General features: G+C 45.6%; 10 protein-coding genes. 4 read left to right on the forward strand and 6 right to left on the reverse strand.

Features of this window, described 5'->3' with window-relative positions; genetic code table 11:
• The first annotated feature begins 20 nt into the window (after positions 1 to 20).
• On the forward strand, positions 21 to 1,139 hold the full coding sequence (locus GO493_RS18815) for an epoxide hydrolase family protein (protein WP_157307776.1): 1,119 nt from the start codon (positions 21 to 23) through the stop codon (positions 1,137 to 1,139).
• An 81-nt stretch (positions 1,140 to 1,220) separates the two neighbouring features.
• Here GO493_RS18815 and GO493_RS18820 read toward each other — a convergent pair whose 3' ends face one another.
• On the reverse strand, positions 1,221 to 1,895 hold the full coding sequence (locus GO493_RS18820) for a YceI family protein (protein WP_157307777.1): 675 nt from the start codon (positions 1,893 to 1,895) through the stop codon (positions 1,221 to 1,223).
• Between the two features lie 213 nt (positions 1,896 to 2,108).
• On the opposite strand from GO493_RS18820, the gene GO493_RS18825 reads away from it, so the two are divergent.
• Together GO493_RS18825 and GO493_RS18830 are read left to right on the forward strand one after the other, a co-directional pair.
• Positions 2,109 to 4,568, forward strand: a complete 2,460-nt coding sequence (locus GO493_RS18825; protein WP_157307778.1) for a TonB-dependent receptor — start codon at positions 2,109 to 2,111, stop codon at positions 4,566 to 4,568.
• Positions 4,569 to 4,937: 369 nt separating this feature from the next.
• Positions 4,938 to 5,390: a cold shock domain-containing protein gene (locus tag GO493_RS18830; protein WP_157307779.1), complete on the forward strand. Its 453-nt coding sequence runs from the start codon at positions 4,938 to 4,940 to the stop codon at positions 5,388 to 5,390.
• Positions 5,391 to 5,431: 41 nt separating this feature from the next.
• Here GO493_RS18830 and GO493_RS18835 read toward each other — a convergent pair whose 3' ends face one another.
• The 5 genes from GO493_RS18835 to GO493_RS18855 form a co-directional block, all read right to left on the reverse strand.
• On the reverse strand, positions 5,432 to 6,346 hold the full coding sequence (locus GO493_RS18835; protein WP_157307780.1) for a helix-turn-helix domain-containing protein: 915 nt from the start codon (positions 6,344 to 6,346) through the stop codon (positions 5,432 to 5,434).
• Positions 6,347 to 6,355: 9 nt separating this feature from the next.
• Entirely contained in the window at positions 6,356 to 7,291 is a 936-nt protein-coding gene (locus GO493_RS18840; protein WP_198315758.1) for an NADP-dependent oxidoreductase, read from the reverse strand.
• A 238-nt stretch (positions 7,292 to 7,529) separates the two neighbouring features.
• The gene (locus GO493_RS18845; RefSeq protein ID WP_198315759.1) at positions 7,530 to 13,520 is read right to left on the reverse strand and encodes an FG-GAP-like repeat-containing protein; all 5,991 of its coding nucleotides are present in this window, start codon (positions 13,518 to 13,520) and stop codon (positions 7,530 to 7,532) included.
• A 22-nt stretch (positions 13,521 to 13,542) separates the two neighbouring features.
• Entirely contained in the window at positions 13,543 to 13,974 is a 432-nt protein-coding gene (locus GO493_RS18850) for a hypothetical protein (RefSeq protein ID WP_157307782.1), read from the reverse strand.
• 11 nt (positions 13,975 to 13,985) lie between these two features.
• Complete coding sequence (locus tag GO493_RS18855) at positions 13,986 to 14,411, reverse strand: hypothetical protein (protein WP_157307783.1); 426 nt, start codon at positions 14,409 to 14,411, stop codon at positions 13,986 to 13,988.
• A 503-nt stretch (positions 14,412 to 14,914) separates the two neighbouring features.
• On the opposite strand from GO493_RS18855, the gene GO493_RS18860 reads away from it, so the two are divergent.
• A complete protein-coding gene (locus tag GO493_RS18860; protein ID WP_157307784.1) occupies positions 14,915 to 15,364 on the forward strand; it encodes an SRPBCC family protein in 450 nt (149 codons plus the stop codon).
• The last annotated feature ends 74 nt before the right edge of the window (positions 15,365 to 15,438 follow it).

Below are 15,438 nucleotides of genomic sequence, written 5' to 3' on the forward strand. Positions count from 1 at the left end.
AAACCTACAAAACATCAGTAATGAAAAACGTAACAGAATTCAAAGTAGCTGTCTCTCAACAAGTATTGGATGATCTGAAAAACCGTTTGCAGAATACCCGCTGGCCAGGTGAGGCGCAGGGCTCAGGCTGGGACTATGGCACCAGTGAATCTTACCTGCAGGACCTGGTCCGTTATTGGCTGTCTGAATATGACTGGCGCAAGCAAGAGTCTTTCCTTAACCAATATCCGCAATACATTGCAGATGTGAATGGGCTAAAGATCCACTTTCAGTATATCAAAGGAAAAGGTAAAAATGCGAAACCACTCATACTGACGCATGGCTGGCCGGACAGTTATTACCGCTTTCATAAAATCATTCCATTACTAACTGAAGGTGATCAAAGCTTTGACCTGGTGATACCATCTATTCCTGGTTTTGGTTTCTCTGAAAAAACGGCCCTTAGCAGTGGAGATGTTGCTGACCTATGGAAAATACTGATGACAGAGAACCTTGGTTATGAGAAATTCTATGCGGCCGGTGGTGATATAGGTATGGAAGTCACTAAAGCATTAGTTTCAAAATATCCTGACGTAGTGGCGGGAGCACATTTTACTGATGTTGGTTATCCCAGGGGGCAGGAAGATCCGGCTACTATGACTGAAGCTGAAAAGAAATTTGCACAGGATGTACAACAGTGGTGGTATGCTGAAGGGGCTTATGCTATGGTACATTCTACGAAGCCGCAATCTTTGGCTTACGGCCTGAACGATTCGCCGGTTGCTCTTGCCAGCTGGGTACTGAGTTTTATCAATGCCGGCGCAACACCTGATATAATTGAGCGGGCATTTGGCGGCAGGGATGAGTTGCTTACCAATATAATGATCTATTGGGTTACACAGACTATTGCGACTTCTGTCAGGATGTATAAAACGGGGGCAATTACTCAGTGGGATAATTCACAGTCGTTAAAGAAAAGTAATGTACCGGCCGGGGTGGCGGTGTTTCCGAGGGAAGCGCAATTTCCTAAGGAGTGGGCGGAGCGTTTTGTGAATGTGGTTAGTTTTAGGAAAATGGGGGAAGGTGGGCATTTTGCGGCGCTTGAGGTTCCGGATGTTTTTGCGGAAGAGCTTAGGAGTTTTTTTTATAGTATTAATTAAAGTGTAGTTGTTAGATTTGGTTTGTATAGAGTCAAAAGAAAGGTTTCGCCTTCGGCGAAACCTTTCTTTTAGCGGAATTCTTTATTTCTTCGCGGCCTTCAGGCTAAAACCGATCTCAACGTCTTTGCTGATCACCCAGTTTTCAGGGCTACCTTCAGTTTTGTAGTTGATACCCCAGGCAGTTCTGTCGATCACGAACTTTGCGTTAGCTGTAACATCATTTTCACCAACAGTGATCTGTGCAGGGAAAGTGATGTTCAGGGTGCTGTCTTTCAATGTCAGGTTACCGCTGATAAGATTAGTAGCGCCGGGAAGCAGGCTTTTCTCTTTGGTGCTGTCATAAGGAGCTACACCGGTAATAACGAATTTCGCTGTTGGATACTTAGCAGCATCAAAGAAGTCAGGGCTTTTCAGGTGGCCATCCAGGTCAGTTGATTTCTTATCCTTCTCAGTAACAGATGCCGGATCTGTTGTCAGTGTATTCAGGTTAACGTCGAAGCTACCACCGGTAACTGCTCCGTTTTCTACGTTGAGGCTACCATCCACTACTTTGATGGCTCCGAAACGTGGTGCAAATCCGCCTTTGTGCGTAGCACGCCACTGAACGGATGTAGCTGCGGTGTCAATAGCATAAGCTGTGCCTGTGGCTACAGCTGCTTCTTTCTTTTCCTCTGTCTTTGCCTGATTTGTAGAGGCGCCACCACATGCTGCCAATGTGAGCAGCAGGATAAAAGCAGGTACTACTGTTTGCTTCATAATTTCAAGTTAAATTAAAAATTATATACCGTTCTCTAAATTAATGAATTGCGTTTAACCGGCAATAGAACAGGTAAAAAAGAATATCAAGCTTCCTTTCCGACCGTCTTCCGCCGATATTAAAAAGGGATTAAAATTAGTAGTTGTTGTGAAATAAATTATTAGACTAGCCTAAATTTATATTTTCACACATTTAAATTCCATACCGGAAAAATGAAGAATATACTGTCAATCGTGCTTGTTTCATTATTTGTTACCTCATTGAAAGCTCAAACTGTTACTATCCAGGGAAAGGTCACCTCTGATAACAAGCCTGTTCCCTATGCAGGTATTACCCTGATGGGAACAGGCTTTGGAGGAATAGCCGACAGTTCAGGAAACTATCTCATTAAAAATGTTCCCAGGGGGAATTATATACTTCAGGCGTCTTACTTAGGATATGAACATTTTGAAAAGAGGGTTTCACTGGGAGCGGCGGATAAAATAAAGCTCGATATTTTGCTGGTTGCAGGTAATAAAATGCTGAATGAGCTGGTAGTAACAGGTGTTTCCAGGGCCACGCTGATCCGGGAAAACCCGGTTGCCATTGTGAGCGTCTCCCCTAAACAAATTGAACAAACAAGTGAAAGTAACATTATTGATGTGCTGGTAAAAAATGTTCCGGGGTTAAATGCCGTGAAAACGGGGCCTAATATTTCAAAACCATTTATTCGCGGGCTTGGGTATAACCGGGTTCTGACCTTGTACGACGGTATTCGCCAGGAAGGGCAGCAATGGGGAGATGAACACGGGATTGAAGTGGATGCCTACAACATTGACAGGGCTGAAGTTATTAAAGGTCCGGCAAGCCTCATGTATGGTTCTGATGCTTTGGCCGGAGTTGTGAGTTTTTTCCCTTTCATACCTGATTATAATGACGGGAGGCTGCATGGGAAGATTACAAGTGAATATCAGACAAATAATAATTTAACCGGTGAAGGCTTGCGGCTGGATTATAATAAAGCGCATTTTCTCTTTGCGGTCCGTGGTTCTTATCGTATGGCAAAAGACTATCGTAATCCGGTTGACGGCAGGGTATATCTCACCAACTTTAACGAGAAGAACCTTTCCGCACTTTTAGGATATAAAACAGACAAGGGGTTTACTCATTTCAACTTTACCCTGTATGACAACCGCCAGGGAATACCTGATGGCAGCCGTGATTCGCTGACAAGGAAATTCACCCGGCAGATCTATGAGGGCGACCAGGACACTGTTAAAAATCGCCCGGTTGTTTCTGAGGCTGATCTGAATTCCTATAAGGTCCCTGCCCTATCGCAGCATATCCAGCATTACAGGGCATACCTGCACAGTTTCTACCAGGCAGGCAACGGTAGTGTTGATCTGCTGTCAGGTGTACAACAGAATATCCGCAGGGAATATAATCACCCTACGGCACCTGGTCAGGCCGGTATGTATGTCAGGCTGAATACGTTTAACTATGGTCTGAGGTATAATGCGCCACAGTTTGCAGGTATTGAAACGTCTATCGGTCTTAACGGGATGTTACAGAATAATAAAAGCCTGGATGCTACAGACTTTCCTATTCCTGATTATAATTTGCATGATGGTGGTGTGTATATACATACAAAGTGGAAATACGATAAATTGAATGTTAGCGGAGGGATACGCTATGACATACGTTCTGTACAATGGAATGATTTCTATATAAAAGCAAACTCCATAACAGGATTTGATGAGCATATCAATATTCCTGATACAGCTAACAGTACTTTACAATTTGCCGGGTACAAGAAAAATTTTCAGGGTTTATCAGCAAGCCTGGGAGCGACGTTCCAGGCAACAAGCCAGATCAGCCTGAAGGCTAATATCGGACGGGCTTACCGGGCTCCGAACATTACTGAAATGGCTTCTAACGGACTTGACCCGGGTGCACATATTATTTACTTAGGCAACAAGGGTTTCAGTCCGGAGTTCTCTTTACAGGAAGATATAGGGGTAAGCGCGAGGTTCAGGGACTTTTCTGCTGATCTGAGTTTATTCAATAATAATATCCGGAATTATATTTACCTGAACCTGGTAACAGGTGCGAACGGAAATGCAGTTACAGATGCACAGGGGAATAAAACCTACCAGTATCAACAGTCTGCAGCGCAGCTGTATGGGACAGAGATCTGGTTCGCCATTCATCCTGAAAATTTACGTGGGTTCAGATTTGATAATAGCCTGGCTGTTGTGTATGGTTTCAATAAAAAAGCGGTCTACAAGTATAAAGGCGTTGATGGGGAATATCTTCCTTTCATTCCACCATTAAAACTCCTCAGCTCTGTTTCGCAGGTAATAAAACCTGTATCGAAATACTTTTCGTCCCTGACCCCGAAAATTGAGATGGAATTCTCTGCTGCACAAAACAGGTATTTAGGTTTGAATAATACCGAAACGCCGACACCTGCGTATACTCTATTTAATGTTAGTCTTTCGACAGAAGTAAAATATTCGGGTACACGGACGTTGCAGGTCCAATTCCAGGTAAATAACCTGTTTGACGTAGCATATCAATCGAATTTAAGCCGGTTAAAATATTTTGAGTATTATGCTCAGTCGCCTAACGGGCGGTCGGGTATTTACAATATGGGAAGAAATATTGGGGTAAAAGTAGCCGTACCTTTCTGAGTAATGGAAACTTTTATCTATCAAAATATTTTTTACTATTTTTTTGGAGGGAAGCTGCCAGATGAGCGTTGGGGCCGGACCAGATTAAGCATTTTCCAAATAATCGCACATTTATTCGATTTTAAGACCTATCTTCATTAAATTATATCAGGCTCCTGCCTCGGCTTCTTCTGATTTAGTCTGGATAATTTCTTTTCTTCCTCAGTCTTCGCTTTTCCAGCTGCCGCTTTTTTTATATTTAAAGCTTTCATATTATGAGTATTTTGTTGGCATACAGCCTGAAGGGAATCGAGTCCTGAATATATATGATGTTGATTGATATGACAGAATTATTACGCAATAATGCGATTTAACTAAAACCAGGTAAGTATGGGTGATTCATTTTCAAAAAAAGAGAACAGAAACAAAAAAGCAAAAGCGAAAGAAGATAAGGCGCAAAGAATGAAGGAGCGGAAAGCGAATAATAACAAAGGCAAGAGCCTGGAAGATATGCTGGCTTATGTGGATGAAAATGGAAACCTCAGCGCTGTACCTCCGAAAGAAACCAGAATTGAAATAGATTCGAAAGACATCCAGATCGGCGCTACTCCCCGGCCTCCGGAAGATACGACCAGAACCGGAATTGTCACATTCTTTAATACCTCAAAAGGATTTGGATTTATAACTGACGATAAGTCGAAGGAAAGTATATTCTTTCATGTTAACGAGTTATCCGAACCTGTGAAAGAAAAAGATAAGGTATCTTTTATGCGGGAAAGAGGTGCGAGAGGCTATAATGCGATTGCAGTAAGGAAAGCAGATCCCGGAGCAAAAACCCCCTGACAGTTGTTTTAACCAGCCTATATAGCCGGATTTTTATACTTTTAGTTAAACGAAGCCCGAAACTCCAATGGCGATTGATTTGTTTTGCTTTTGAATAACCGGCTGAAAGTCTGCGAATGTTCAAAACCGAGCTGATATGCAATCTCGCTAACAGACAGATCTGTTGTAGATAGTTTCTCTTTGGCCTTTTCAATCAGCTTTTCATGAATGTGTTGCTGGGTGGTTTGCCCTGTCAGTACTTTGAGCATCCGGCTCAGGTAGCTTACAGATATGTTTAATTTGCCGGAAAGATACTGGACCGTAGGCAGTCCTTTTGTAATTACGTCATCGTTTAAATAATCATTCAATAGTTCTTCCAAGCGATCAAGGACCTGATGATTTGCTTTTTTGCGTGTGATGAACTGACGGTGATAAAAGCGTTCTGCATAGCTTAACAGGGTCTCCAAATGCGCGATGACAATGCCCTGGCTAAAATTATCAATATTTGAGTGATATTCCTGCTGAATATTCTGAATGATAGTATTGATAATATTTTCTTCTTTATTGGAAAGGAAAAGCGCTTCATTTACAGAATAACCAAAATACTCGTACCGTTTTATCGTTTTCGCCAAAGATGTATTCCAGAGAAAGTCCGGATGAATAAACAGTATCCATCCGGAGTGCGCTACATCAGAATTCTGTGTAGCCTCAATCCGTATTACCTGGTTGGGAGCTGTAAACAACATCACACCGGCATCAAAATCATATTGTTGCTGACCATACATCATTCTGATGCCTGCGGTCCCTCTTTTAACAGCGATTGAGTACCCGTCAAAAATGATACCGGCGGGAAGGGCCCGGATATTTATTGTTGCATAGTCAACCACACTGATTGATGGATGTTCCGGTCCTGGTAATCCGCAGGACCGGTGAAGCTCTGTTATCGTTTTAAAATGTATTAAACCTGATTTCGGCATTTTGCAAAATTAAAATCTTATTACAACTCTCCCTTTTACCTTCTCCCCTTTCTCAATCTTTGTAATGATGTCAATTGCCTCTGAGAAGCCAATTTCCTTCGCGATGCCTGCTTTTAAGCTTTCTTTGACCGCAATATCGGCAAATTCTGTAAGATGGCTCATTCCTGCTGTTGCAAATGTCATTCTATATTTACCCGAAAATAAACCTCTCAGCATCCGTTTTGGAGTAGGATTGATATCTACGAACTTTCCTTTGGGGTTAAGCATAGAGAAACCAATTGCAGGTTCCATCAGTCCGGAAGTATCAAACACCAGATCAAATGGTTTAATATTTTTCCAATAGTTCTTATCTGCATAATTAAATACAGCATTAAGCCCTAAGTCTTTGGCTCTTTCCATATCATTTTCTGAACAGGTGCCGGCAACAAAAGCTCCTTTTGATCTTGCCAATTGTACAGCCATTGCTCCAACAGCGCCCATACAACCATTGATCAGAACCCTTGACCTTTTCGAAATATTTCCTTTTATGAATAAAGCTGCCCAGGCTGTTGCGCAAGGTATGGGAAGGCAAGAGGCTTCTGAGAAAGAAATTTGTGAGGGTTTCTTTGAAATATATCCGGCAGGTGTGATCAATGCTTCGGCAAAAGCCCCGGGGTGTTTTACATCCATAGTACCAAAAACTTCATCTCCTATCCGTACATTATTTACCTCTTTTCCCACGGCTTCAACAATACCCGAGAAGTCATTACCAATACCTTTTGGGAACCTGTTGGACATAAATAACTTTAAAGCTCCTTTCCTTTGCTTCCAGTCTAATGGATTAATTGCTGCAGCCCTGACCTTTATCTTTACTTCATTGCTTTTTAGCTGAGGCAATTCATAATCTCCCATATACATTTCAGAAGCTTCTCCATAACGGTCAAACTGAATTCTTTTGATTTTCATTTTACTTTTTTTGATACAACAAAGGTCGATAACAGGTTAAAAAACGCTGTAACCGAATTTGACTATGTTGTAGCTAAAAATGAAAATCTGTGTATGGTCTGGTTGAAATTGTGCTTATTTTCTATTTAGTCTTACGATAATCAGGGATGAAAAACTTCTAACGCCTATTTTTATACTTTCTTCATCAACATTAAAATCAGGCGCATAATTCATTACAACAACACTGCATTATGATGACCTAAAATCCTTCATAAATAATTCTTGTAAACTGCAGGTATCCTTTTTCCTCGATCATACGCCAGAATGGCGCTGAGGTAGGCAGTCCGGCTATTTTGGGGGTGTAATGCCCGCTGATGCTTTCGAGTAACAGGGTACCATCTCTTTGTAATGTTACTTCTCCTGCAATATATACCAGCCGGCCTTCGCCTTCAATAGCTGCGTGTTTAAGCGCTTCCGTGCCCACTCTCAGTGTAAAGTCATCAAACGACAGCACGAATTTATAGCCCATGCCAACGTTATTCGTTAACAGGTTGCCTATTTCCCTCCGGGAGTCCAGCCACATATTTTCTCCTGTGGCGGTGGTTCTTTCCCGGTAATCTATTTCCTCATCCAGCAATTGGCCCAGCCTATTTCTCCAAAAGGGGTTGCCATAGGCATCACTGCCGGGCAGATCGCCGCCTATGAGAGGAGATTCATATACCCCGTGTGCCCCTTCCATGGCAAGGCGTTCTGCGGGGCTGAAGCCATCATTAATGTCACGCATTGTCTGGTAAATGGATACGGCTTTCTCATCGTCAATGTCTCCTATCTGCCGGGCTCTGCTCAGCGCCCGTAAGAAAGTAGCGTCAGTTTCTTCTTCTGCCGCGCGCCGGGCGGCGATCATCGCTCCGTCTGCGGCCAGCTCTTCCGGTATTTCGGCGCCGGCGGTAAATATATCGGCAATAAACTGGAGCACCGCCAGGATAATACCACCTCCCAGAGTATGACCGGAAGGGTCAACATATTTCACGGGGTTATTTACCGTGTAAGCATAGCGGTTAAACACATCCGTTTGCAGCCGGTGCCCGCCTGGCCGGTCATCTGCTGTGGTAAAGCGGCCGGTTACCGGGTCGTAATACCGGGCATCAAAGTAATAAAGTCCGCTGCCATCCAGCTCCTTACTACCGAAAAGGTAGGTGGCAGTATCCTGTCCGCTTACAGCAGCCAGGCTTCCAAACGGTGCATATTGTACCTGGCTGGCGGTGTTGCCCAGGGTATCGGTGGTAAGAACGGTAGAGCCGATAAAATTCTGATGCAGGTAACTAATGCCACGCGGAGAAAATGCGCCACCCGATGCAGCACCGGCATTAACGGCAGCGATCATGCTTGCCGGCGAGCAAACGTACTTAGTGGTCCATACGCTATCTGCACTGGTATACACGGTATAATGCGGACTAATATAGTAAGTGGTAATGCCCTGCTGGTAATCTTTCTTTATCAGCCTGTTTCCCGATTCATTATACATAAATGTAAAGAGGGTATCAGCGCCGGAGAGAACAGCAGTCAGCTGGTTGTATACATTGTAGACATACGTTTGTCTTACGGAGTCCTGTCCCTTGTAAAGGGTGCGCCAGGAAAGATTGCCGTTACTGTCGTAGCCGGCTGTGAAGTAAGGATTGTTGTTGTTATAACCTGCCGTTACCTGGTACTGGTTGTTATATTGATAAACAACACTGTCTTTACGCAGCAGATTTCCTGAAGAATCGTAGGCATAGCCTGCAGCGCCGTAACTTCCTACAGCGCTATCCAGGCGGTTATTGAGCGTGTACTGGTAAAGCTCGCTATTCGAGGCATTCAGGCTATCTGTTATGGCGGTAATGTTGTTGACCAGGTTCCATGTATATGACTTATTCACGAACGTCTGACCGTTTGCGTTGTTAATGCTGTAGCCGGCCAGGCTGCCAAAAGGATTAAAGCTGGCTGTACGTGAGGTCTGGTTGCCGTAATTCAGCTGTGTCTCATTGCCCGCCGCATCATATTGCCCATAGGTAAGATAGTTCTGAGGCGATCCATTCCCGTTTGCATCTGTCATGCTCACCTGTTGCAGATAGCCATTATCATAGTAGCTGTACTGCGCAGTGGACTGATCGGGGTATTGCAGGCTATTCACTACTTTATCAGGATTGTAGGTAATGTCTTCTGTGTAGTCCTGTCCGCCGATATGCAGGGTAGCATTTACCTGCTGATGATAAGCATCGTAGGCGTAGGTGTAATAGACACTGGTATCTTCCAGTATCACCTTGCAGCGGTTGGTCATACCGTTGGCGATTCCCGGTACATCGTACTGGAAGCTGATGGTACCGGTGGGTGATTGCCTGGTTATTTCCCTTCCCAGCGCATCGTACTGATGCACGATTGTATCGCCGGTATTATTCACTTCCGCATAGTAATTGGAGGTGTAGTTGCGTAAGTACCAGGTGTTACCGCTTGCCGGATTGGTGGTGGCGATCATGTCTCCCAGGGAATTGAGCGTATAGGAGGTGATCAGTCCGCCGGGATCGGTAACGGCTGTGTTTCTGCCCAGCAGGTCATAGGCGAAACCTGTGATAAATCCGGCTTCATCCTGTCTTTGTGTAGTAACGCGGCCTCCATTGTAATAATCAAAATTGCGGTAGCTGGTGGTGGAATCTGCTGAACCTACTGCATTTTTTATCATGATCTGCTTACCGGTGTAGCTGTACTGATTCAGGATAGTTTGTCCGCCAGGCCCGGGCAGACTGGCTGTAATAATACGCTGGTAAGGATCATATTGATAAGTGCTGACCTGTGCCGTATCCTGTGCAAAGAATGGCAGGCTGGCTGTAACAACCTGGTTTTTGCTGTTGTAGGATTTCTTTTGCAGTACCGGTTGATGATTTTGTCCGCTCCAGCTATGCTGTATATCCCGGTTAAGTCCATCATAGCTCACTGTTGAACTGTCCCATTGCAAACCGTTCCAGTTGTTCCGTACCAGGCGTTGCCTGGTATAACCTGTTGCGCCGTTCAGGTAATAGAACACCTGTGATAGTACAACGGCGTTGCCGGAACTGTCCGGTCCCATCATCAGGCTATCTCTCCCAAACTGGTCGCTGATGGTTTGCAGGGTATTACCGTTTGCGTCTGTAGCAATAGCCAGTTTCCCGAAAGCAGGATCATAGGTCATAGTATTTACCAGTTTGTTGTTCCATTGATTGGGCGGGCTGGTCTGGATAACGGGGAAGGTATGATACGTACTGTCATACGCATATTGCGCGGTATCTCCAGCAAAGTTTACGACAGTTACTTTGTTGCCATAGGTATCATAAGCATATTGCTCACTCAGCCAGCTGCTGTCAGTGTCCAACCACGCTGTTTTGCTGACCGGCTGCCAGGTGGTACTGTCATACCGGTAAGCTGTGGCCTTCAATATATTGTTCCCTGCGCTATCGGCTGCCAGTGTGCTGGATGTGAGATAGCCGATATGCCAGCCGCTCGTATCGTTTATATAATTATTGATCGTGTATACTTTGTTGTATAGCTCCGTGGTATCGTTCAGCTGCACCAGCGTGGTTACGTTACCGAAAGCATCATAGTAATAATTTACACCCGTAGTATAGGCGAATGTGCCATAATCATAGTAATCGTTCCTGCGGGTAGCAGGTAGTACCTGGTAGCTTACGGAAGGCAGGAGGTCCAGGGAATCTGCCACTATGTTATAGGTAGTACGACGCTGTAACAACAGGTTACCCGAAAGATCATATTTACTGCTGTTATATACCCTGCCTGTAGCAGGATAGAGCTGCAGATACTGATTGGTAAGCATGTTACCTGCGCTGCTGTCTGTTACAGTGGTTTGCTGAAAGCCCAGCCACCCGTATGCCTGTACATCCTGCAAGGAACCGCTATACCTATAGCTGTACGGGTAGCTATTCCCCAATCCGTCTGCCATTGTATAGTTTTGTACCACATACCTGGCTGACTGCGTATGTACATAAGGGTAAGGGCTTAATTGTACAGGGGCGAGCGCCTGGCTATTATACCTGTTCTGTGTGCGCAGTTCTTCCAGTGCTGTACCGGTATTTGCCTGCGGGGTATACACAGCTGCATTGGTGATGGGCGCGTATTGTACAGCATACGTGCCGTTAATGCCATTATTGATACTGGTAACCAGGTTAGGCACCTGGTTGGCTGCCGGTATGGTGCCGGCTGTTGCATTGCCACCGTAGTAAATAGTAGCGGTATTGGCAGCAAACAGGTCGGCAATGCCGTCGCCGTTAAAGTCGCCGGACCATGTATTTTCTGACAGTAAAGCCGGTGAATTGCCGGTTTGCGCCTGAAACCTGTTGCCGGCATAATAGTAGATGGTAGAGGCGGTACCGTTGAGGGTGTAGAAGTCCATCGTTCCGTCCCCATTGAAATCGCTCAGCCAGTTTTCCGAGCTGCCCAGGTTAATGTTATTAAGCGGTATCGCGTTATTGAAGCCCTGGCCGTTGGAATAGTAAAGGTTATACTGAGTACCGGTATAAGCGAGCAGGTCTGCCAGGCCGTCGCTGTTATAATCTGCCAGCAGGTTATTTTGCATGCTGCTGCTGATGGTCATACCGGGCAGTGGGATGGAAGGCAGGAAGCTGCCGGTGTGTGAGAAATCAGAAAGATATAACGTTCCGCCTGTGTTACCGGCGGAAAAAAGGTCGGCCTGTCCGTCTCCGTTCACATCTCCTACAAAGATCTGGCTGCCGTTGAGAGACAGGTTATTGAGGTTTTGTACGGGATTAAAGCCGTTTCCATTGGCGATATACAGGTATCCTGTTGTGCCGGTAATGGAAAGGAAGTCGGCAAGGCCATCACCATTAAAATCTGCTGTCCATTGACAGGTAGCGCAGGATTGGCTGAACTGGAAGTTATTAATAACTACCGGAGTGGTGTTAAATGCCTGTCCATTGCCATAGTATAGCAAACCGATGCCGGTCTTCGGTACCAGCAGATCCGGCAGGCCATCGCCGTTAAAGTCAGATACTGTAGAATTAGGTGTCACCAGCAGTGAACCTGACAGGGGCTGGGTAGTAAATCCACCGGGTGCGCCGTAATAGATATTTGTAATAGCGTTATTGCTTACCGGCGCCAGGTCGGTTATGCCGTCACCGTTAAAGTCGGCCACGTAACCGGTGTTAGCGCCGGGCCCGTTCCAGCTTATAGTCTGGCCCACCAGGCCAGAGGCCCCGTTGGTCCACTGAAAGGTAAGCGGCTGACTGGCCCCACCCTGTTTGCCGAGGAATACGACAGTCGCCAGGCGACTGATATTCAGTGGCGCAGTGCTGTCATACGAAAACAGATAGCTGTTTACCGGTGTGGTATCATTACCGGCCAGCAGGAAAGACTGTATAGCCTTCAGTCTTACAGATACGCTGTTACCTGCGCCACCGCTATATTGCATCAGCGTATCGGGCCGGGGCTCATAAAGGAACTGGATCATTCTTCCGTTATAGGAGATAACATCCGGGTAGGCTGTACCGTCATTGGCGCTGCCGTTCATGGGAATTCCCTGTAAGTTTTTAGGCATACTGGTATAAGCATAAGAAACCGTGTTGCCTGTTGTAGAAGTCAGGCTGCTGATCAGCCATTTGCGTACTGATCCCTGAAGGCTGCTACCGGAAAAAGCAGGTCCCTGGGCTACTACCTGGCTGTTATATTGTGCCACTGATCCGTCTTCACGATATACAGTGAAGGAAGCGGGGCCTTGTCCGGCAGTACCATTGGCCACCACATTGCTCCATGACTGCTGTTCAGTATAATAACTACTACCTGCGTTAAAATACTGGCTGGCGCCGGAACTGTTGTTCATCAGCCGCGCGCCGTCCAGCGCAAACCTGTCGTTCGCATTATAGTTCACACCTCCCCGGAAGCCATCTTCCGGTACTGTGGCACCGGTACGGGTTACGGCCGACAGGCCGCTGAGTGAAAAGCCGGCGCCCAGCAGCCCGTTGGGCGACTGGCTGCTGTATGTCAGCTCCAGGCCGGGCTCTGCTCCTACGTTACCTGGCGGCAGCTGCAGGGGAATGGCATAAGTAAATGCGCCATCCGGCGTAACAGTCATTTTTCCGTTGATAATGCCGTTAAATGAAGGAAGGATAGCCGGTACCGGCTGCTTAAGTTTGTTCACGCGCTTGCGTTGACCTGCTGCTGCATGGGAAAGCAACAGCAATGCCAGGCAGGCATAATAGTAGTTTTTCATAGCCTGGAGTAAAGCGTCGTGTTTATTGCACGGCGATGGTGACATTAAAAGTGTAGTTATAGCCGTCGTCAGACGTAGGCGTAGTAGCGCCGCTGGCGGAGTATCCTACGCCTGTTACAATCTGTGGCTGGTCGCCTCCGTTAAAGGCGTCCAGGTCCCAGGTAATAGTCAGCTGACTACCATTGGGCAGGTTAAAGGTAGCGGTGCCGCAGGTTGTAGAAGTTGCAGGCACCGGTCCCTGTTCGGTACTCGTCCATTGCTGTCTATAAGTGGCTTCCAGGATAGTGGCTGAAGTGTTGTTATCCAGTGTGGTGCACACCAGCGGAGGGAAACCAATATTCGTATAATCGCTGTTCTGCAGGAAAGACAGGCTGTTAAAAGTGATAGCACCCTGCCCGGTATTGTTTGTGACGATTACAGTAACGCCACAGGTCTGGCTGTTATTCCAACTCATGGTAAAAAGGATTAGATGTTCAGACTGATAGTTACATAAACTGTTAAAACAGTGCCTATGGGTGGGTCAGTAGCGCTCAGTGACTGTCCGTCGAGGTTGGCCGAGCAACTTACCACGTATAAGGTACCGGAGGAAGGCACGTTGGTAAGTCCTGCATAGAAATAGACGTTTGAACTGCCGGCTGTTCCCTCCTGGTCGTGAGGGTTATTAAAAGTAAAGGTAAGTACTGTACCGTCGGTAAGCGTATAAGTTACATACCCGGTTACCCCATGTGCGGCCCCTGGCGTTTTTTTGAATGAAAAGACCAGGGTTTGTCCGGAGTTGGCAGCTATGGTCTGCGCTGCCAGCGGATCTTCCTCTCCATGTTCCAGATTGGTGGTGGGACTGTAGGAATCTGAGGTATTGTTGGTAACATAACAAAGAATATCTTCTGCCATAGGGTATATATTGAGGTTTAATATAAATGCAGATCCGGGAACGACAATCAAAAATCCAGACAATTAATCAATTTTAATTGTGCGGGTTACAAAGATTGATTCAAAATAAATTAAAAATTTGTTTTTGGAAAATAATTTTTGTCCCGGTTGATTCTGCCAATTGGTGTAAATATCACTGATGTGCAAAATTCCGGTGAGCGTATTCCGGGAAGATCAGACCTTTCGTGATTGCCCTCAAATTTGACGTGATCACCCCTCTTCAAACTAAATTATGGGTTTTACTTTAGTGTTCAATTGCAGGACAAGCTGCAAAACTCAATCAACGATGAAAATATAACAACATGGGTAAACTAATAATTAATGACAGGCGGAGTGATCCTTACTTACCAACCTGTTGCCGGCAAGTAACAGATAAGCAATAATGATATATAAGTGGAGCAGCTACCATTTCAAAAACGGGCGGAGCCGAAAAGCCAGATGAGTAGGAACAAAAATATTATCTTATGTCAAGCAACACCGTTTCGCTGCACAGAGTTCTTAAAACATCGCCGGAAAAAGTATTCCGCGCATTTACTGAGCCTTCCGCCATTGCGTCGTGGTTACCTCCTTATGGCTTTCTTTGCACTGTTCATCAGATGGAGGTAAAGCCGGGGGGCACTCATAAGATGTCATTCCAAAATTTTTCAACCGGGAATAGTCATTCATTTGGTGGCACGTACCTGGAAATTAAACCTTCTGAGTTTTTAAAATACACTGATAAGTTTGACGATCCGAACCTGCCGGGAGAGATGACCACTTCTGTGTCTCTCCGGAAAACTATTGCAGGTACAGAGATAAAAATTACACAGGAAGGGATTCCTGCTGCTATACCTGCAGAAATGTGCTACCTGGGCTGGCAGGAATCGCTGGAAAAGCTGGCTAAGCTGGTGGAGCCTGAGATACCGGATGCCTGATCTGCTGAGAGATAGTATCCTTCCGGTGTATGAGTAAACAGCCGCATAAATCGTGTGATCTATGCGGCTGTGGT

The sequence above is a fragment of the Chitinophaga tropicalis genome (assembly GCF_009758205.1).
Taxonomy (GTDB): domain Bacteria; phylum Bacteroidota; class Bacteroidia; order Chitinophagales; family Chitinophagaceae; genus Chitinophaga; species Chitinophaga tropicalis.

Excerpts from the sequence above, each read along its gene's own strand:
- GO493_RS18815 (WP_157307776.1), top strand. The coding sequence starts at position 21 with ATGAAAAACGTAACAGAATTCAAAGTAGCTGTCTCTCAACAAGTATTG.
- GO493_RS18820 (WP_157307777.1), bottom strand. The coding sequence starts at position 1,895 with ATGAAGCAAACAGTAGTACCTGCTTTTATCCTGCTGCTCACATTGGCA.
- GO493_RS18825 (WP_157307778.1), top strand. The coding sequence starts at position 2,109 with ATGAAGAATATACTGTCAATCGTGCTTGTTTCATTATTTGTTACCTCA.
- GO493_RS18830 (WP_157307779.1), top strand. The coding sequence starts at position 4,938 with ATGGGTGATTCATTTTCAAAAAAAGAGAACAGAAACAAAAAAGCAAAA.
- GO493_RS18835 (WP_157307780.1), bottom strand. The coding sequence starts at position 6,346 with ATGCCGAAATCAGGTTTAATACATTTTAAAACGATAACAGAGCTTCAC.
- GO493_RS18840 (WP_198315758.1), bottom strand. The coding sequence starts at position 7,291 with ATGAAAATCAAAAGAATTCAGTTTGACCGTTATGGAGAAGCTTCTGAA.
- GO493_RS18845 (WP_198315759.1), bottom strand. The coding sequence starts at position 13,520 with ATGAAAAACTACTATTATGCCTGCCTGGCATTGCTGTTGCTTTCCCAT.
- GO493_RS18850 (WP_157307782.1), bottom strand. The coding sequence starts at position 13,974 with ATGAGTTGGAATAACAGCCAGACCTGTGGCGTTACTGTAATCGTCACA.
- GO493_RS18855 (WP_157307783.1), bottom strand. The coding sequence starts at position 14,411 with ATGGCAGAAGATATTCTTTGTTATGTTACCAACAATACCTCAGATTCC.
- GO493_RS18860 (WP_157307784.1), top strand. The coding sequence starts at position 14,915 with ATGTCAAGCAACACCGTTTCGCTGCACAGAGTTCTTAAAACATCGCCG.